The organism is Povalibacter sp., assembly GCF_036520495.1.
Lineage (GTDB): Bacteria > Pseudomonadota > Gammaproteobacteria > Steroidobacterales > Steroidobacteraceae > Steroidobacter.
The window spans coordinates 143,845-161,752 of sequence record NZ_DATDJO010000022.1 but is presented as its reverse complement, the minus strand read 5'-3'; the positions used below and the strand labels follow the sequence as shown (position 1 = coordinate 161,752).

Below are 17,908 nucleotides of genomic sequence, written 5' to 3'. Positions count from 1 at the left end.
CTATCCGCCCGGTGCGTTTGCCGGGAGTATCCTCGAACCGTGCGGAAAAACGACTCTCGGGAGGATGGCAACGATGGCTTACTCCACCGCGGATATCCGCAACATTGCCCTGGTCGGGCAGGCGGGCGCCGGTAAAACCTCGCTGGCTGAGCACCTGCTGGAGCAGGCGGGCGCCATCCGCAGTCGCGGCAGTCACGAACGCGGCACGCTGGTATGCGATTTCGATCCCCAGGAGAGGCAGCTCGGGCATTCGCTCGACGCGTCGATCGTCAATTTCGAAACCGGCGGCGCGCGCGTCAATCTGATCGACACGCCGGGCTATCCGGATTTCGCGGGTCGGGCCCTGACGGTGCTCGAAGCCGTGGAGACCGCGGCCGTGGTGGTGAGCGCGGTCAACGGCATCGAGCCGATGACGCAACGGATGATGGATTTCGCGCGCGACCGCGGTCTGTGCCGCCTGATCGTCATCAACAGAATCGATGCGCGTGAGGCCAGGACGGAACTCGTGCTCGCTGAGCTGCGCGAGACGTTCGGACGCGAATGTCTGCCGTTGAACCTGCCCTGTGACAACGGCAGCGGCGTCGTTGACTGTTTCTTCAAGCCGGGCGACGCCACGCCCGATTTTGCGTCGGTGGCGACGGCGCATACCGAGATCATCGATCAGGTCGTGGAAGTCGATGAGGCGCTGATGGCGCTGTATCTGGAACAGGGTGAGGAGCTGACGCTGGAGCAGCTTCACGACCCTTTTGAACGGGCCTTGCGGGAGGGCCATCTCATTCCCGTCTGCTTCGTCTCCGCCGAGACGGGCGCGGGCATCCCGCAACTATTGGAGGTGATCGCGCGACTGATGCCGAATCCACTGGAAGGCAACCCCCCGCCGTTCCTCAAGGGCGAGGGTGACGCTGCTGAGCGCGTCAAGGTCACGCCCGATGCGGCAAAGCACGTGGTCGCTCACGTGTTCAAGATCAGCATCGATCCCTTCGTCGGGCGGATGGGCGTATTTCGTGTGCATCAGGGAACCGTGCGCAATGGGTCGCAGCTCTTCGTCGGCGATTCGCGCAAGCCGTTCAAGGTGGCGCACCTGTACCGACTGCAAGGAAAGGATCACATGGAGGTGCCGCAGCTGATTCCGGGCGACATCGGCGCCGTCTCGAAGGTCGAGGAACTGCACTTCGACGCGGTGCTGCACGACTCCCATGACGAGGACCATTTTCATCTGAAGTCCATTGCATTCCCGCCCGCGATGGCGGGTGTGGCGATAGAGCCCGAGCGGCGTGGCGAGGAACAGAAACTCTCCGATGCATTGCATCGACTCGTCGCGGAGGATCCCTGCGTGAGGGTCGAGCATCACGCGAGCCTCAATGAAACCGTGTTGTACGGCATGGGCGATCTGCATCTGCGTGTCATGCTCGATCGCATGAAGGAGCGTTACGGTGTGCAATGCAAGACGCACACGCCGAGTATTCCTTATCGCGAGACCATCACGCGCCCTGCGGATGGTCATCACCGGCACAAGAAGCAAACGGGAGGCGCCGGTCAGTTCGGCGAGGTGCATCTGCGCGTGGAGCCGCTCGATCGCGGCCAGGGGTTCGAGTTCGTCGACGACGTCGTCGGCGGCGCGATCCCGTCGCAATACATTCCTGCCGTCGAGAAAGGCGTGCGGCAAGTGTTGAGCGAAGGGGTGATCGCGGGCTTCCCGCTGCAGGACTTGCGCGTCAGCGTCTACGACGGCAAGCACCACTCGGTCGATTCCAAGGAAGTGGCCTTCGTCGCTGCCGGTCGGCGCGCCTTCCAGCAGGCGTTTCGCGAGGCCAGTCCGATCGTGCTCGAGCCGGTCGTGCGTGTGGAAATCACGACGCCGAGCAGCGTGACGGGCGACATCACTGCGGATCTCGCCACCCGTCGCGGCCGCATCAGTGGCAACAGTGCCCTGGGAGATCAGCGCACGCGCATCAGCGCCCTGGTGCCGCTCGCCGAGCTGAATGACTACCAGTCGCGGCTCAAGTCACTCACCGGCGGCGAAGGCAGTTTCACCATGGACCTGAGTCACTACGATCCCGTGCCGGGCCGCAAACAGCAGGACCTGACGCGCGCCTACAAGTCCGTCGACGACGAAGACTAGGTCGTCCTACGGCTTCCTGAACCGGTACATGAACTGATCGGTCTTGTGACGGATGGACTCGTCGAAGACGGCTTTGGTGTGATCGTCCGCAGGATTACTGAAGACCGGACTCTCGGCATCGAATACCAGTCCCGCGGCTTCGAAATCGCGTTTGACCGCTGCGGGGTCGATGCGGTGTGTCGCATCGACCGTCACCGCCGGATCGCTGCCGGCGGCAGCGACATGGTCTACGACCACTGCGATGCCGCCAGGCTTGAGTGCAGCAACGACGCGCGCCAGCGACTTCGCCGGATCGGTCGGTGTCCAGGATCCGTCTTTCGCGCGCCAATGCAGGTCGTGATACGACTGCACGAACAGCACCGCATCGAGCGATGCAGGATCGATCGCCAGTGCCTCGGGTACGCCACTGAGTTGCGTCACGTTGGCGAGGCGGTTGCCCGCGTAGCGCTGCGCCGGTGTGTCGCCGGCGTACTTCGCATACTCGGGATTGTTGTAGGCGTAGACGCGACCGCTCGGGCCGACCACACCCGACAGCAATTCAGTGTAGTAGCCGCCGCCTGCGAGATAGTCGAGGACGTGCTGGCCGGGCTGCAGATTCATGAAGGCCAGCACCTGCGGGGACTTGCGCCAGACGTCCTCCTGGGCATCGCTCGCGAAGCGGTCCGGATTGGCGAGCAGCGTTTGAAAAGAGTCGGCAACCACAGGGGCTGCCGCAGTCGTCGCAGGTTGTGGCGGCTGCGCGGGTGCGGCGGGCGGCTCTTGCCGCGAGCAGGCAACAATGAAGAACGTGAGCAGGATGGCAGTCGCAAAAGGCAATGCGTTCATGACTTTCCCCCGGCGATGGAGTCGAGTTGTCCGGCCAGCTTCAGCAGTTCGGATTGCAGATGTTTTCGTTGCCGCGAACTCAACGTGGCATCCAGTGAGCGTACGAGGTCGAGGTGACGCTGGCGATTGCGTTGCGACTTGTCGACGTATTCCTGCGTCCACTCGTTGTTCGCCCTCGCCAGCAACTGCTCGATTCGGTGGGTCCTGTCGGCCGACGGCTCTGCCATGAGCGCCGATTGCAGGGCACGCCGCCACGCATCCTGGCTCGCCAGCCACTCTGCCTGGCTGGGCTCGAGCTGTGACGCCGTCGCGGTGATGAGCGCCAGCTGTTCGTTCGATACACTGCCCGTACAGCGCCTGACGAATCGCGAGAGACGTTTGATCTGATCGCGCTGCCACTTGCCAGGGTCGCTCGCCTCGTCGGCTGCGCGATCGCGCGCCTTCTCGTCCAGGTTGCGGACCAGTTCATTCGTTTGATCGATCGACAACCCCTGCAGCAGCGTGGTGGCTTGCGGCGTGGTTTTCGTGACGAGTTCCTGCCAGAACTCCTCGAATCGCTGCTGGGTCTGTGCGTAGGTTGAGGGTGTTCCCGGCTGATGCATCTGTTGCGACAGGTCGCGGAGAAAGCCGGCGTAGCGTGTGAGTTCCGAGCGTCGATGCCAGTCGAGTGTCTGCGTCAGCCATTGCTGCAGCTGGCGCTCCTGGTCCTCATCGAGCGACACCAGGGACCCGAGATACCAGCCGGCCAGCGTGTCGAGCCGGTTGTAGACGAAGCTGCTGCTGCAGGCAGTCGTCAGCAATGCCACGACGCAGACAGCCAGCGTTCTCAGTCGGAGCCGGGCGGATTGGACCATACCCGTACTGTCTCGCCGATGGAATCGCTGCCGCAAGCAGGATCCACCGACATACGCGTATCACTATCGGGTGGAAGAACGCGGGCGACTCGCGCCTTTTCGGGGGGGAGGCAGACGGCTGCCGAGTCACCCGCGTTGCTAGCTGACCTTATCGGGGTTATCGCTGTCGGTCGTCACGGACAAGGAATGACGTCCTGCAATCCGGTATCCAACCGCACATCCGCTATGCCGACCTGCAACTCGCCCGCCGTGGAGAGCGAGAGAGGCGCGGTCACCGCACGCATGTTGGCGCCAGCCGCCTGAAAGCAGCTCAAAAGGAATCGCGCCTGGCGCCATTCCCCCCGAGGGGCTGAACGGAGCAGCTCAGTGACTGGCAGGGAGCCACGACAGCGCGACTGTGCGTCCCCGCGGCACTCCACGCTCAGTGTCACATCGCCCGCTGGAGGTGTTTCCACCCGATAATCGAACACGAGTGACAGTTGACCATTCGCTTCGCGCTGCAGGTCGATGGGATCGGTTCTTTCGATGACGAACGTGGCGGGGCCGCTGCCGGACCACTGGAGCAGTCGCGCATCCTCCTGTGCGGCTCGATCGATGGCGCTGACTTTCAATGCGCCGCTGGCGCTGCTGCCCGTAGCCGCAGAAAGTGGGCTGCGCGCTGAATCGGCTTCGGCGACCGCAACAGTCCAGCCACTGCCGGCGCGACCCGACTGAAAATATTCGCGAGTCGATGCCGCGTCCGCCGATCGTGAGGGTGCGGTTTCGGAGAGCGTTGCGAGTTCGCCGTCGGCGGCATACGTAAGACCAAACCCATACACGAACGGCTTCGCCTGGTTGCCGCGGGCGGCGATCGCGTCCGTCGTCGGCCAGGCGAACGACAGCTTGCCCTTGAAGTCGTGATTGATCGAGCCATCCCGTTTGCCGAACAGCACGTCGGCGACGCCGCCACCTTCAGTGCCAGGCAGCCACGCGGCGACGAACGCATCCGATGCATTCAAATATGGATTCACCCACATCGGCCGTCCCGACAGAAATACCGAGATGACGGGAATCTGCGCGTCGCGGAATCGCTTCAGCAGGTCCAGGTCGGTCTTGTTGCCCGGCTTGTATTCCAGTGTGTCGATGTCACCCTGGAATTCGGCGTACGGGTCCTCACCGAAGACGACGATCGCAACATCCGGTTTCGCCTTGTAGTTGCCATTTGCACTCAGTGTGGCTTTGCCGCCGCCAGCCGTCGCCGCGGCGCGAATACCGGAGAAAATGGATTCGCCGTTGGGAAAGTTCGCATTCGTGATGCCGGTGCCCTGCCACGTAAGCGACCATCCGCCGCTTTGTTTAGGAATATTGTCTGCGCCGTCACCGGCCACCAGCACGTTGAGCGTTGGCTTGAGCGGCAGCCGATGCTTTGAATTCTTGAGCAGGACGAGTGATTCGCGCACCGCCTGCCGGGCAACCATGCGGTGTTCCGGAGCGCCGAGAAGTTTGAAATCACCCGCCAGCGGACGCGAGGAGGGTTTGCCCGCCTCGAACAATCCGGCGCGCAGCTTCACGCGCAGGATGCGACGTACCGCATCGTCGAGTCGCGCCATCGGAATTTCGCCCGAGCGCACCTGCGCCAGGGTGTTGTCGTACAGTTCTCTCCAGCTGTCGGGCGCCATGAACATGTCCAGTCCGGCGTTGAACGATGCGGCGCAGCTCGTGTTGCTGCAGCCGTCCACCTGGCCGTGTGCATTCCAATCGCCCACCAGGATGCCATCGAAACGGAAGCGATCCTTCAGGACATCGGTGAGCAGCCCTTTGTGACCGTGGACTTTCCCGCCTTGCCAGCGTGAGAACGAAGCCATGACCGACTGTGCGCCCGCATCGATCGCGGCGGTGTAGCCCGCTGCGTGGATGTCCCGCAGCTCCTCTTCGCTCGCGCGATTGTCGCCCTGGTCGCGGCCTTCGAATGTCCCGCCATCGCCGATCCAGTGCTTTGCTGTAGTGATGACGTGTTTGCCCTTGAGGAAGTCCGGCGATCCTGGCTCGCCCTGAAGGCCGAGGACCATCGCCTTCGCATACTCGTGCACGATCTCTGGCCGTTCGGAGTACGACTCGTAGGAGCGTCCCCAGCGCACGTCCTGCACGACGGCGAGTGTCGGCGCGAACGTCCATTCCTGTCCTGATACCCGCGTCTCGATGGCCGTCATCTCGCCGATGCGACGAATCAGCTCGGGATTGCGGGCTGCGCCGAGGCCGATGTTGTGCGGAAAGAGCGTGGCGCCGACGATGTTGTTGTTGCCGTGAACGGCGTCGGAGCCCCAGACGATCGGAATCGCGTGGCCGCCGCTACTGGTATCCATCGATGCCAGGTAGAACTCGTCGGCAAGCTTCAACCATTCGCTGGCGGGCGCGAGATCATTGCCATGGGGGCCGGAGTTGCCGCCATTGAGCACCGATCCGAGTCGATACTTGCGAACGTCGTCGGCTGTAACGCTTGCAATGTCGGCCTGCACGACCTGGCCGACTTTCTCTTCGGGTGAGAGCGACGTCAGCAGCCCTTCGAGTCGCGCATTCAGTTCAGGATCATCTTTCACTGGCGGCGACAGCTGCGGCCACAGTTCCGGATGGATGCGCGACGCAGGCGGAGTGGCACTGACAGGTTCCGATGCCGGCTCGTTGGCTCGCTTGCAGCCGGATAGGGCGCAGGACAGGGCCACGAACGCTCCCAGGGCCGCGCTGCAACGTGCGCGACGACGCCAAGCATCAACCATGGTCGATCCCCCGATCAGATTGTCTGTTCTGTGCTGACATCGTCAGAGTCCCATGGACCTGACAACGTTGTCAATTTGCCAGTCCAGGCTGATTTGGCCGATCGATACTCTGTATCAGCAGGTCTGGAACGCTACGAGTCGATCGGGCGCAGAGATTTCGCGACTTGGCGATGTTGCGTGTGCCCGTCATCATCCTTCGATGAAGAATAAGGGCATGAGAAAGAGCGGACGGCGCACTGGATGGACCGCCGCGTTCGTGTTCCTCGTCGTCTGTGCATCGGCAACCCTTGTTGGGGCCATCGAGAATGCGACCTTTGCAGTCGAGCGCGTCGAGGGAGCGGGCTGGATCGCGGAAGGAGTCGTGGTGCAGCTGGATCTTCCGGCTCGCGGTGCGGGGGCATCCGCGGCGGTGTCGCGACTGTCGCTGCAATCTCCGCAACGGACGTTCAGCAATGTGCGGATCGAGTGCCCGTCGGTCGCTATCTCCGCGGAGACGATTGCCTGCGAGCACGCGCGCATCACTGGCGTGATGGGTCCGTTGGGGGCACAGACGCTGACGGGGCAGGTTGCCTACAGCCGCAGCAATGGCGACCTGGAGGCGCGGCTCGCTGGCGTGCGATTGGGTGCGGGACGGGTCTCGCTCCGGGCTGCTTTGCGGGAGTCGGGCTGGCAGATTCGTGCCGATCTGGATCGGGTGGATATCGAACCGCTGCTCGCGCTCGCGACCAGTTTTCAGATCCCGCTGCCGAACGTTACTGGCGCCGGTTTCGTTACAGCGTCTCTAACAGCCTCCGGGAAGGATGACGCCATCGGGCAGGCCGCAATGACGGCGAAGCTGATCGATATCACTGCGGCGAATGCAGAGGGCAGTCTGGCGGCCGAAAAATTCTCCGTCGACATGCAGGCTGAAGTGACCCAGTCGCGCGGCGACTGGCATTTCAACTCGCGGCTAAGGTCGGATAGTGGCCAGGCCTACGCCCAACCGATCTTTCTGGATCTGGGCGCCCACCCCATTCAGGCAACGGCGCGAGGTGTGTGGCTGCGCGATGGTGTCCTGCAGGTCGATCATTTCTCCCTCGATCATCGCGAAGTCGCGCAGGGCAAGGGTCGCGCGCGCGTGAATTTTGACGCTGAACAGCCCTTGCAGGATCTCCAGTTGCAGCTCGATGGACTGCGATTCCCGGGCGCCTATGCGGCCTATTTTCAGCCGCTGTTGCTGGACACTGCATTCAGATCGATGACGACCGCCGGCGCGCTCGCCGGCGGGATCTCGATCGTCGATGGAGTTCCCCGCCGCATCGATCTGCGCTTCGACGGTCTCACGTTGGACGATGGCGCACGCACCGTCGTACTGCGCGATCTCAGCGGCGATTGGCATTGGCTCGACGCGACTGAATCCACCGCCGCCGATCGTGACGATGATGACGATACTGATGAGCCACAGACGGCGGCGGCATCGCATTTACGCTGGTCCGGCGGCGCACTCCTCAATCTGGATCTGGGCGCGAGCGAACTGAAGTTCCGGACCGAGGGCCGACAGGTCCGTCTGCTGGAGCCTGCCCGCATTCCGATTCTCGATGGCGCGCTGAATCTGGAAAGCTTTCGGGTACGTAACGCGGGGATGCCGAACATCGCCTTCATGGTCGACGCCGCCATCGAGCCCATCAGCGTGCGTCTGTTGTGCAATGCCTTCGGCTGGCCCGAATTCGGCGGTCAGATCTCCGGCAAGATCTCCAAGCTGCGCGTTCGGCAGAATGTAGCCACATTGGGAACGACGCTGCAGGCGCAGGTGTTCGATGGCACCGTAAGGATCAGCGATCTGAAGCTCGAGCAGCCGTTCAGTAAATGGCCGCGCTTCTACTCCAACATCGCCTTGCAGGACCTGGATCTTGCACTGGTCACCGGTGCGTTCTCCTTCGGTGGCATCTCTGGACGACTCTCGGGCGACATCAAAGGGCTCGAGCTTTTCAACTGGTCACCCGTGGCGTTCGACGCGAGCCTTTATACGCCAGCGAACGATCGCTCGAAGCATCGCATCAGCCAGCGCGCCGTCCAGGACATCGGCAGTATCGGTGGCGGAGGTGCCGGCGTTACGGCGGCTCTGTCGAGCGGCGTCATGCGCTTCTTCGATGATTTCAATTACGACCGGCTTGGATTCTCCTGTCGTCTGCAGAACGACGTCTGCCACATGGATGGGGTGGCACCCGCGCCGAACGGTGGCTACTACCTGGTGAAGGGCAAGGGTCTGCCGCGCATCGATGTCATCGGTGGCGCACGCAGGGTCGATTGGCCCCGTCTGATACAGCAGCTCATTGCGGTGACGGAATCCCAGGGCCCGGTCGTGAACTAGCGCGCGGGCCGAACGAATGTTCGCGGGCAGCACGATTCATTTATGATCGGACGTCGTCGATGGATTTTTCGAGGAAACGATATGTCACGATATTTCCCGCTGCAGCTCGCCGTGATCACGCTGGCGCTGTCGGCCTGTGTCACGATCAATGTGTATTTCCCGGCGGCTGCCGCGGAGAAAGCTGCCGACAAGATCATCGAAGACGTGCTGGGTGACGCCGCTGCAAAGAGCGATAAGCGCACATCGGTATCTGACGGCGCCTCGAAGGTGCTGCTCGCTGCGGCCGGCGGCGTGCTGGATTTGCTGGTGCCTGCGGCTAACGCGCAGTCGCAGGCGGACCTCAACATTGCGACGCCCGCGGTGCGGCAGCTGACGCAGTCGATGGAGGCCCGATTCCCACAGCTCAAGAAATATCTCGACAGCGGGGCGGTCGGATTCGCGCGCGACGGTTTGGTGGAAGTTCGCGATCAGAATCTCATCCCGCTGCCGGAGCGCAACGCGGTGCGCAAGCTGGTTGCGGATGAGAACGCCGATCGTGCAAACCTGTATCGCGAGATTGCGAGCGGCAACGGACATCCCGAGTGGGAAAGCGACATCCGTTCGACGTTCGCATTGCGTTGGGCAAGCAAGGCGGCGGCAGGCTGGTACGTGCAGGACAGCAGCGGCGCCTGGAAGCAGAAGTAGCGTCCAACCCGGTCTCCCGGCGCAAAAAAAAAGCCCTGCATTTGCAGGGCTTTTCGTTTCCGAGCCGGCGACTCTTCTAGTTGTTGGGTTGCGCCGACCAAATCCAGAAACGGTGCTGTCGCTTCAAATCGCAATCACTTGGCCGGAAATTCCGGCGCGTCGTCCTGACGCTTAATCGCTCGATCCTTTTTCTCCCCTTGCGGTGCCATCCCCGCTTCTCTGCTGGCTGCGGCGCCCATGCGCTGGCAGTTACCTTCCAATTAGCACGTGGTGTGCCAGTGCGCGGAGTATGGGCTTGAAAACAGAAACTTAGCAAGCACTGTGGCAAACGAACAACAGAACTCAATGCGATCGTGAGCAATCGCTGTAAATCGGTTCGACGTCCCCGCGATGTGGAATCAACGAGGTGCGGTTTGCGGCAGAGTGATGAGCACGGCAACCCCGCTGCCGTCCTCCAGATTCCTTGCTGCGGCGCGACCACCGTGGAAATCCGCGATCAGACGCACGATGTACAGACCCAGGCCGAGGTGCGGTTTGCTGTCGGGTACGGTGCGTGAACTCACCAACGATTCGAACAAGCGCCCGTCAAGCTGCGGCGGCAGTAGGGGGCCTTCATTACTGACCGTCAGGCGATAGTCGCTCACGTCCATTTCGAGGCGCAGCCGGATATGACCGCCAACGGGGCAGAAGCCGATGGCGTTATCCAGCAGCTTGTCGAGCATCTGAGCGATCAGCTCGGGCGATCCATTGAGTGGGCAATGCTGCTCAGGAGTCTGAGTGTCGATGGTGACGTGCGTGAACGTTGCCGAGTACGCCTGACCCATGTCGCGCAGCAAGGCGGCCAGATCGAACTCGATTCTTTCGGTGTGCTCGATGATCTGCTCGACCCGTGTCGCTTCCGACATCGCCGTCAGGATCGAATGCAGCCGTCCGGTGCCGGTTCGCGCCCTTTCCAGATAGCTCTGCGATGTCGCCGGCAGTTCCTCATCGGAGGCGAGATTGTCGAGCGATGAACTGACGATGGTGAGCGGCGTCCGCAACTCGTGCGAGAGCTTGGTGCCGAGCGTCTGCAGGTAACTGGTGTGTTCTTTCAGCCGCGCCAGCAGCGTGCTGTAGTTGCGCGCCAGCGTGCCCAGTTCGTCCCGCGCATTGGTATCGGGGATACGCGGCTCGAACCGGCCTTCCGGTGTCAGCGCCGTCGATACTGCCCGGCTCAGGCGGCGGATGCGCTGTGAGAGTCGCGCTGCAAACGCCAGCGTGATCACGATCGAGAACAGCGTGGCCAGCAGCGTGAGATTCAGCAGTCGTGTCAGCGCGTCTTCGCGGACGACGGCCAATTGTTCGGCGGGCTGTTCGACCACCAGCGTCGCGAGCGTTTGCTCGTCGTAGTCGATAGGCACGGCCGCGCGGACCAGTGACGGCTCGCCGCCCGCTGGTTCGAACCAGATGGCTTTGGGATGACCGGCGCGGGCTTCGTCGACCGGCGATCCCCACATGCCGTAGGGAAGGCCGTAAGGCAGTGACGGCGTGTCGCGGTCGAACAGGCGACGATAGATCGAGCGTGCAAAGCCATCGGCGTCGCGTTGCAGGCCGGGAAAGTCGCTGGTGGCTGGGGTTTCGACGGATCCTGCACGCGCCAGCAACCAGCCCTGACGATCGACGACCGACACACGCAGGCCATTCGGAGCGTACTGCGCCAGCCGATCGCGCAGTGCATCCGATCCCGTGTGCAGCCTGCCGAGCGTCGGTGTGTGTCGCGCGTTGCCGCTCGCGTCGAGTGCAAAGACGGCGACCCGTATGCCAAACATGGAAACCGGCGCTCGCAGTTCGATGGCGTACCCCGCGGTCGTTGCGCGCCATACGCCGCTGATGCTGCCAATCTGGTCCTGCGACACTCGCCACGGCGCGCCGACATCGCTCGATCGCGCGATGATCGGCCCCGGCGCCACTGCGCTGATCGACCAGGCGCGCTCACGGCCGAACTCATCGAGCGTCAGGAAGAGAGTGCGGCTTGGTGTCGGGTCGACGCCAGACTCTGTCGTGGGGTCTTCGTAGCGGATGGCAGGGTCCGTGATCTCGACATAGACGTGCATGAAACGTCCAAAGACGCCGAATCGTGGTCCCGTGTCGTCTGCGTCGAATCCTGCGACCGGCCGTGATGGCACGGGCCATTCGTCGGCGAATCCGTCGAGCAACGGTCGGGTCATGAGCAGCGGCGCGAAGAAATCGCCACGCGCGGGATCGAATTCTTCGCGCAATTCATCGGGAAAGCGATACAGCAACTCCGGTTGCGAGGCCACGACGCGACCGAGAACGTCCGCCGTGCGTATCAACGAATCTTCCTGTCCACGGCGCAGCGTCGATTCCATTCGCTGCGCGTACTGCCAGCCTGCCCAAGGGAGGATCAGGGTCAGCAGGCTGACGAGCAGGAGTTTGGTGCGCAGGGACATGCGAGGCAGCGTGATCAGCCAGCAGCCGTCAGCCGCTCGCGGGAAGAACTCCGCATCAACCTTCCTGCCATCGGTAACCCATGCCGTACATCGTTTCCACGCCATCGAATGTGGGGTCGATCGCCTGGAACTTGCGACGGATGCGTTTGATGTGGGACGTGATCGTATTGTCGTCGAGCACGACGTTCGCGGCATCCATCAGCTGCTGCCGGTTCTTGACGTGTCCTGGATTCTTGGCGAGTGCATGCACGATCCAGAATTCCGTGAGCGTGAGTCCGAGCGGTTGATCCCGCCAGGTGGCGTGCAGGCGCGCGGTGTCGATCACCAGCGATCCGCGGGCAACGATCTGGTCGCGATTCGATGGCTGGGTGAGCGCATCGATGCGGCGGAACAAGGCAACGACGCGGGCGATCAGGTGCGTGAGGCTCAGATCCTTGGTCAGATAGTCATCGGCGCCGAGCCGCAGGCCCGACACGGCATCGAGTTCACTGTCGCGCGCGGTGAGGAAAATGATCGGCAATTCAGCCGACAGCGTGCGTAGTTCGCGGCACAGTTCGAAACCGCCTTCGGGTTCGTCGTGCAGCCCGACATCGATGACCGCGAGATCGGGCAGGCGGCCGCGAAAGGCCTCGATCGCTTCCTTGCGGGTGCCGTACGTGCGCACGGTGTAGCCGTGACGCTGGAATGCGGCGGCATAGTTGTCGCGAATAGCGGGTTCGTCTTCGACGATCGCAATCAGTTTCTTCATGAGACACGCGGTGGCATTGATACGGCGATGACAGTGTAGCGCCCGCGAGGCGCCAGATCGTACCCGCCATGATTGATCACAATCCGCCCGCGCCGGGCCAGTTGCTGGCACAGGCGCGACGTACCGTCGCCGTGAAATGGCTCCCAGGTTGAAACGGGAGCAAGGCGATGAGAGCGGTCGGGTCGGAGCAATCGATGTCGATCAGGGCAATGCCAGCGGAGGATCAGGCGTCCGGCGAAGCAAGGCGTCGTGCCCGGCGCGAGCGGCTGTGGGCCTGGGCGTCGCTACTGGTGTTGGTCGTCGCGTGGGACGCGGCCAGCCGGCTGGATGAACGTGCGGCGATTCTGCGGATGCGGATCACTCACGTGCTGGAGGAGGCGCATGGATCGCAGCGATCCGACTCCACGGATTGATGAATCAGGCTCCGGAGCATCTCCGGAGCCGTTGCATCAGAACGCACTGATGCCGGTCAAAGCACGACCGACAGTGAGCTGATGAACTGTTTCCGTGCCTTCGTAGGTGATCACGCTTTCCAGATTGAGCGCGTGACGGATGGGCGAGTACTCGACGCTGATACCGGCGCCACCCAGCAGATCGCGGGCGTCGCGAGCCACTTCGATGGCCGCGCGGGCGTTATGCCATTTCGCGACTGAGACCTGAGTCGGCACCATCAGGCCCTGGTCCTTGAGTCGGCCGAGCTGTAAGGATAGCAGTTGCGACGTGGTGATCTTGCGCGCCATCTCGGCGAGACGAATCTGCACGGCCTGCGTGGCCGCCAGCGGCTTGCCGAACATCATGCGTGTCTTGGTGTAGTCGATCACCTGCGTGAGGCAGGCTTGCGCAGCGCCGATGACTCCCCAGCAAATGCCGTAGCGCGCCTGCGTGAGACACGACAGCGGGCCTTTCAGTCCAACGACTCCGGGCAGTACGTTTTCTTCCGGGACGACGACGTTGTCGAAGAACAGTCCCGAGGTGACGGACGCGCGCAGGCTCATCTTGTGTTTGACGATGGTGGTCGTGAAACCCTTGAAGTCCTTCTCGACCAGGAAGCCGCGGATGCCCTCATCGGTCATCGCCCAGACCACGGCGAGATCGGCGATGGCGCCATTCGTGATCCACATCTTCGCGCCGTTGAGAACCCAATCCTTGCCTTGCTTGCGCGCGTGCGTCTTCATGTTGGCGGGGTCGGAGCCGCCGTGCGGTTCGGTCAGGCCGAAGCAGGCGATCACTTCGCCCTTCGCCATGCCCGGCAGCCAGCGTTGCTTCTGGTCTTCGCTGCCGAAGGCGTAAATTGGATACATGCACAGGCTGGACTGAACCGAAACGAAGCTGCGCAGGCCGGAGTCGCCACGCTCGAGTTCCTGGCAGATCAGGCCATAGGACACGGCATTCAGTCCGGCACAGCCGTACCCTTGAATCGAGCTGCCCAGCAGGCCGAGTTCGGCAACGCCGGCGACGAGTTCGCGTGGAAAGCGTTCATGTTCGAAGCAATCGCCGATGATCGGGATGACCTGATCGTCGACGTACTTGACGACCGAGTCCTGAACGAGGCGCTCTTCGTCGGACAACATCGCGCGGACGTTGTACAGATCGACGGGGTCGAGGTCGGGTGCAGCAGTGGATTTGTGAGCCATGGCGGGCATCTTGTGTCTTTCGCGGGGCAGCATCATAACCTGACAAAACGTCCATGCAGGATGATGCGATGCAAGCAGGTGTCGAGACGCCGCCGATTGCATTCAGGCTTGTCGCTGGCGCCCGGACGGGCGTAGCGTGACGATGCGGTCGTATCAGGGGAACAAGAACATGAGAACCGTGAATCAATGGCTCAGCGAGTACGGTGAGAGTCACCGCGATCCCACGAACAAGTGGCTGCACTGGATCTGCGTGCCAGTCATCGTCATCAGTCTGGTCGGTTTGTTGTGGTCAGTGCCGGTGCCGGCGGCATTCAGCGACATCTCGCCTCTGCTCAATTGGGGCACCATACTGCTGGCAGCGGGTGTCCTGTATTACTTCGCGATCTCGTGGTCGCTGGCGCTCGGCATGGTGCTGTTCGTCGGTGTCGTGGTTCTCGCCATCCTCGGGCTGCAGGAACTTCCCTGGTCGCTCAGGTCGGTTTGCCTAACTTTGTTCGTGGTCGCGTGGATCGGTCAATTCATCGGTCATCATTACGAAGGGCGACGGCCGTCCTTCTTCAAGGATGTGCAGTTCCTGATGATTGGCCCGTTATGGTTGCTCAGCTTCATCTATCGCCAGTTCGGTATTCGCTACTGACACCGGGGAACCTCATCTCCCGATGTCGAGTTCAGTGGATATTCAGTGGTGATTTCCGAGGCTGCGGCTGTATTTTGATGTTAGGTGGAGTGGTTATGGAAAAACGTCATTTGAGTTCGCGTCCTTCAAAAATTGCGCAGTTCAGCGCGGCAGCGGCGTTGGTCGTATTCGTGAGCGGTTGTACGACGGTCAATCCGTACACGCGCGAAGATCAGACCAGCAAGGCGGCGAAGGGCGCAGGTATCGGTGCGGCCGCGGGTGCTGTGGTTGGCCTGCTGACCAAGGGCGACAAGCTGCAGAATGCACTCATTGGCGCCGGCGTCGGTGCAATCGCCGGCGGCGGGGTTGGCTATTACATGGATGTGCAGGAAGCCAAGCTGCGCCAGAAGCTCGAAGGCACCGGCGTAAGCGTCACCCGCATCGGAGACAACATCACGCTCAATCTGCCGAGCAACATTACCTTCGCCACCAACAGTGCGGATCTGAATGCCCAGTTCTACAACGCGCTGGACGGCGTTTCGATGGTGTTGAAGGAATATGAGAAGACCGTAATCGAAGTGGCGGGCCATACCGACAGCACCGGGACCGAGCAATACAACCAGGCGTTGTCGCTGCGTCGCGCGCAATCCGTGGCGACCTATCTGAGCAGTCACGGGGTCGTGAGCACGCGGCTGCTGACCGTCGGAGCCGGTGAAGCTCACCCGGTGGCATCCAATGACACGGAACAAGGCCGCGCGGCGAATCGTCGTGTCGAACTCACGATCGTGCCGATTACCAGTAAGGGCTGAGCAGCGCCGAAAACCGGGCCAAAAATAAAGGGCCGGCTCAGTGATGAGCCGGCCCTTTTTCGGTGCGGTCCTCTGAGCGAATCAGGCTTCGGCAGGTGCCGTGATCAGGCCGCGCAGCTTCTTGATCGCGTTGGCTTCGATCTGACGGATGCGTTCGGCAGAGACGCCGTACTGGTCCGCCAGTTCATGCAGGGTCGCCTTCTGATCCGTCATCCAGCGGCTGCGCAGAATGTTCTGGCTACGCTCGTCCAGCGTTTCCATCGCATCGGCCAGTCGATCGGACGTGTCGTCGTCCCACTGTTCGCGCTCCACGGCAATCGAAGGATCCGATTCTGCCGATGGCAGGTACGACGACGGGGAATAAGAGCCCTCTTCGTCATCTGCATCCGGGGCCGGATCGAACGACAAGTCGCGCGAACTCAGGCGCTGTTCCATGTCCGTTACTTCAGCGGGCGTCACGCCCAGCTCAGTCGCGATGGCCTGCGTTTCCGCACCTGACAGCCAGCCCAGATTCTTCTTGGACTTGCGCAGGTTGAAGAACAGTTTGCGCTGCGCCTTGGTGGTGGCGATCTTCACCAGCCGCCAGTTGCGCAGGACGTATTCGTGAATCTCGGCGCGGATCCAATGCACGGCAAACGACACCAGCCGCACACCGACGGTCGGGTCGAAACGCTTCACGGCCTTCATGAGACCGACGTTGCCTTCCTGGATCAGGTCGCCCACGGGCAAGCCGTAGCCGCTGTAGCCGCGAGCGATGTGAACGACAAAGCGCAGGTGCGAAAGCACCAGTTCGCGGGCAGCGTCCAGGTCGCTGTCATTCTGGAAGCGCCTCGCAAGCGCCAGCTCATCTTCCCGGGTCAGTACCGGGACCCGCGACACTCGTTCGACGTACGCATCCAAGCTGCCGACAGGGCCGGCCAGGACCAGGTCTGTATTCGAGCGAATCAACGCGGTTGCAGTGGTCATGTTGAAGATTCCCCTCCTAGCGATGCGGGTTCGAGTCTAGCAGTCAGGTGATTGGAGTGCTAAAGCCCGCAAAGGTTCGCAGAGTGGGGGTCGCGGCGCGATCCTTCAATGGGGATCCAGAATACTGATTTTTATCGATATTTTCATTCGTGCCGCCGCGGAATGAACTACATGAAAGACTCTTAACTGGGCTCGATTTCCCTGAGGTGCCGGTTGGCTGCGATGCAGGATCCCAGCCAGCCCAAAACGACGCCAGAGGCGAGCAGGATCAGCGTCGGATACAGACTCAGTCCGGCGATCTGAAAGCCACTGCCATACAGACCCGCAATGCGGCCGATAGGTTCACGCAGGACGCCGACCACCACGGCCGTAAGCAGCCACGCGATCAGGGATCCCCCGATGCCGTACCACACGCCGCTGTAGAGAAAGGGCCGACGGACGAAGGCATCGCTGCCGCCCACCAGCTTGGTGACCTCGATTTCGGTGCGCCGGTTCTGGATGTCCAGGCGGATGGTGTTGCCGACGATGGCCATCACACCAATGGCCAGAAATGCGGCGGTCAGGATCACCGCACGACGGATCGCCTCCAGGATGGCCTGCAGTCGATTCACCCACGCCGTATCCAGCTGAACCAGCTCCACTGAGGGTTGGGAGCGAATGTCATCGGCCAGCTCTTCGAGATGATCCGCCGTTGCGTATTCGCTCTTGGGGTGGACCACGAGGGAGTGCGGCAGCGGGTTACTGGTCAGGGCGTCGATGGCCGAGCCAAACCCGGAATTGCGGCGGAATTCCTTCAGGGCGTCATCGGCCGTCAATACCTCGACGTCCGCCACGTCACGCCGTTGACGCAGACGCTGCGCGATCCGGTTGGCCTCGTCGACAGAAGAGGGGATCTTCAGATACACGGACAGATCCACGGCGCGATTCCAGTTGCCTGTCGCCGTCTGTGCGTTGGCGATCAGCAGGTGCAGGCATGCCGGCAGGGCAAGCGCGATGCCGATGACGAGCGTCGTCAGTAACGTCGCCAGCTTGTGCTGGGTCAGTCGGCCGAGCGCGCCCACCAGTGTTTGCAGATGACGTGTGAACCAGGCGCCCAT

The 17,908-nt window shown here is 62.2% G+C and carries 14 protein-coding genes; 6 read left to right on the top strand and 8 right to left on the bottom strand.

What is annotated here, in order from left to right; translation table 11 throughout:
* The first annotated feature begins 73 nt into the window (after nt 1-73).
* A complete protein-coding gene (gene fusA, locus VIZ63_RS08135; RefSeq protein ID WP_331609054.1) occupies nt 74-2,122 on the top strand; it encodes an elongation factor G in 2,049 nt (682 codons plus the stop codon).
* Nucleotides 2,123-2,128: 6 nt separating this feature from the next.
* Here fusA and VIZ63_RS08130 read toward each other — a convergent pair whose 3' ends face one another.
* The 3 genes from VIZ63_RS08130 to VIZ63_RS08120 all read right to left on the bottom strand — a co-directional run bounded on the left by VIZ63_RS08130 (nt 2,129) and on the right by VIZ63_RS08120 (nt 6,554).
* Nucleotides 2,129-2,947, bottom strand: a complete 819-nt coding sequence (locus VIZ63_RS08130) for a hypothetical protein (protein WP_331609053.1) — start codon at nt 2,945-2,947, stop codon at nt 2,129-2,131.
* The gene (locus tag VIZ63_RS08125; protein ID WP_331609052.1) at nt 2,944-3,801 is read right to left on the bottom strand and encodes a DUF6279 family lipoprotein; all 858 of its coding nucleotides are present in this window, start codon (nt 3,799-3,801) and stop codon (nt 2,944-2,946) included. The genes VIZ63_RS08130 and VIZ63_RS08125 overlap by 4 nt, the downstream gene beginning before the upstream one ends.
* A gap of 173 nt (nt 3,802-3,974) precedes the next feature.
* Nucleotides 3,975-6,554: an exo 1,3/1,4-beta-D-glucan glucohydrolase gene (locus VIZ63_RS08120; protein ID WP_331609051.1), complete on the bottom strand. Its 2,580-nt coding sequence runs from the start codon at nt 6,552-6,554 to the stop codon at nt 3,975-3,977.
* Nucleotides 6,555-6,768: 214 nt separating this feature from the next.
* On the opposite strand from VIZ63_RS08120, the gene VIZ63_RS08115 reads away from it, so the two are divergent.
* Nucleotides 6,769-8,904, top strand: a complete 2,136-nt coding sequence (locus VIZ63_RS08115) for a hypothetical protein (RefSeq protein ID WP_331609050.1) — start codon at nt 6,769-6,771, stop codon at nt 8,902-8,904.
* Between the two features lie 81 nt (nt 8,905-8,985).
* Nucleotides 8,986-9,588: a YdbL family protein gene (locus tag VIZ63_RS08110; RefSeq protein WP_331609049.1), complete on the top strand. Its 603-nt coding sequence runs from the start codon at nt 8,986-8,988 to the stop codon at nt 9,586-9,588.
* 398 nt (nt 9,589-9,986) lie between these two features.
* Here VIZ63_RS08110 and VIZ63_RS08105 read toward each other — a convergent pair whose 3' ends face one another.
* Both VIZ63_RS08105 and pdsR read right to left on the bottom strand, forming a co-directional pair.
* Nucleotides 9,987-12,038 (bottom strand): ATP-binding protein, encoded by a 2,052-nt coding sequence (locus VIZ63_RS08105; RefSeq protein ID WP_331609048.1) that lies wholly within the window; start codon nt 12,036-12,038, stop codon nt 9,987-9,989.
* 55 nt (nt 12,039-12,093) lie between these two features.
* Nucleotides 12,094-12,786, bottom strand: coding sequence for a proteobacterial dedicated sortase system response regulator (gene pdsR / locus VIZ63_RS08100; protein ID WP_331609047.1), 693 nt, complete (start codon nt 12,784-12,786; stop codon nt 12,094-12,096).
* Between the two features lie 194 nt (nt 12,787-12,980).
* Between pdsR and VIZ63_RS08095 the strand changes: the two genes are divergently transcribed.
* Complete coding sequence (locus VIZ63_RS08095) at nt 12,981-13,199, top strand: hypothetical protein (protein WP_331609046.1); 219 nt, start codon at nt 12,981-12,983, stop codon at nt 13,197-13,199.
* Nucleotides 13,200-13,235: 36 nt separating this feature from the next.
* Here VIZ63_RS08095 and VIZ63_RS08090 read toward each other — a convergent pair whose 3' ends face one another.
* Nucleotides 13,236-14,420: an acyl-CoA dehydrogenase family protein gene (locus tag VIZ63_RS08090; RefSeq protein WP_331609045.1), complete on the bottom strand. Its 1,185-nt coding sequence runs from the start codon at nt 14,418-14,420 to the stop codon at nt 13,236-13,238.
* Between the two features lie 169 nt (nt 14,421-14,589).
* Between VIZ63_RS08090 and VIZ63_RS08085 the strand changes: the two genes are divergently transcribed.
* Both VIZ63_RS08085 and VIZ63_RS08080 read left to right on the top strand, forming a co-directional pair.
* Entirely contained in the window at nt 14,590-15,057 is a 468-nt protein-coding gene (locus VIZ63_RS08085) for a DUF962 domain-containing protein (protein WP_331609044.1), read from the top strand.
* A gap of 95 nt (nt 15,058-15,152) precedes the next feature.
* Complete coding sequence (locus VIZ63_RS08080; RefSeq protein ID WP_331609043.1) at nt 15,153-15,845, top strand: OmpA family protein; 693 nt, start codon at nt 15,153-15,155, stop codon at nt 15,843-15,845.
* 81 nt (nt 15,846-15,926) lie between these two features.
* Here the strand turns inward: VIZ63_RS08080 and rpoH are convergent, their stop codons facing one another.
* Together rpoH and ftsX are read right to left on the bottom strand one after the other, a co-directional pair.
* Nucleotides 15,927-16,811: an RNA polymerase sigma factor RpoH gene (gene rpoH, locus VIZ63_RS08075; protein ID WP_331609042.1), complete on the bottom strand. Its 885-nt coding sequence runs from the start codon at nt 16,809-16,811 to the stop codon at nt 15,927-15,929.
* 182 nt (nt 16,812-16,993) lie between these two features.
* Nucleotides 16,994-17,908 (bottom strand): permease-like cell division protein FtsX, encoded by a 915-nt coding sequence (gene ftsX, locus VIZ63_RS08070; protein WP_331609041.1) that lies wholly within the window; start codon nt 17,906-17,908, stop codon nt 16,994-16,996.

Excerpts from the sequence above, each read along its gene's own strand:
- VIZ63_RS08090 (WP_331609045.1), bottom strand. The coding sequence starts at position 14,420 with ATGGCTCACAAATCCACTGCTGCACCCGACCTCGACCCCGTCGATCTG.
- VIZ63_RS08110 (WP_331609049.1), top strand. The coding sequence starts at position 8,986 with ATGTCACGATATTTCCCGCTGCAGCTCGCCGTGATCACGCTGGCGCTG.
- ftsX (WP_331609041.1), bottom strand. The coding sequence starts at position 17,908 with ATGGGCGCCTGGTTCACACGTCATCTGCAAACACTGGTGGGCGCGCTC.
- VIZ63_RS08120 (WP_331609051.1), bottom strand. The coding sequence starts at position 6,554 with ATGGTTGATGCTTGGCGTCGTCGCGCACGTTGCAGCGCGGCCCTGGGA.
- rpoH (WP_331609042.1), bottom strand. The coding sequence starts at position 16,811 with ATGACCACTGCAACCGCGTTGATTCGCTCGAATACAGACCTGGTCCTG.
- VIZ63_RS08105 (WP_331609048.1), bottom strand. The coding sequence starts at position 12,038 with ATGTCCCTGCGCACCAAACTCCTGCTCGTCAGCCTGCTGACCCTGATC.
- pdsR (WP_331609047.1), bottom strand. The coding sequence starts at position 12,786 with ATGAAGAAACTGATTGCGATCGTCGAAGACGAACCCGCTATTCGCGAC.
- VIZ63_RS08125 (WP_331609052.1), bottom strand. The coding sequence starts at position 3,801 with ATGGTCCAATCCGCCCGGCTCCGACTGAGAACGCTGGCTGTCTGCGTC.
- VIZ63_RS08085 (WP_331609044.1), top strand. The coding sequence starts at position 14,590 with ATGAGAACCGTGAATCAATGGCTCAGCGAGTACGGTGAGAGTCACCGC.
- VIZ63_RS08130 (WP_331609053.1), bottom strand. The coding sequence starts at position 2,947 with ATGAACGCATTGCCTTTTGCGACTGCCATCCTGCTCACGTTCTTCATT.
- VIZ63_RS08095 (WP_331609046.1), top strand. The coding sequence starts at position 12,981 with ATGTCGATCAGGGCAATGCCAGCGGAGGATCAGGCGTCCGGCGAAGCA.
- fusA (WP_331609054.1), top strand. The coding sequence starts at position 74 with ATGGCTTACTCCACCGCGGATATCCGCAACATTGCCCTGGTCGGGCAG.
- VIZ63_RS08080 (WP_331609043.1), top strand. The coding sequence starts at position 15,153 with ATGGAAAAACGTCATTTGAGTTCGCGTCCTTCAAAAATTGCGCAGTTC.
- VIZ63_RS08115 (WP_331609050.1), top strand. The coding sequence starts at position 6,769 with ATGAGAAAGAGCGGACGGCGCACTGGATGGACCGCCGCGTTCGTGTTC.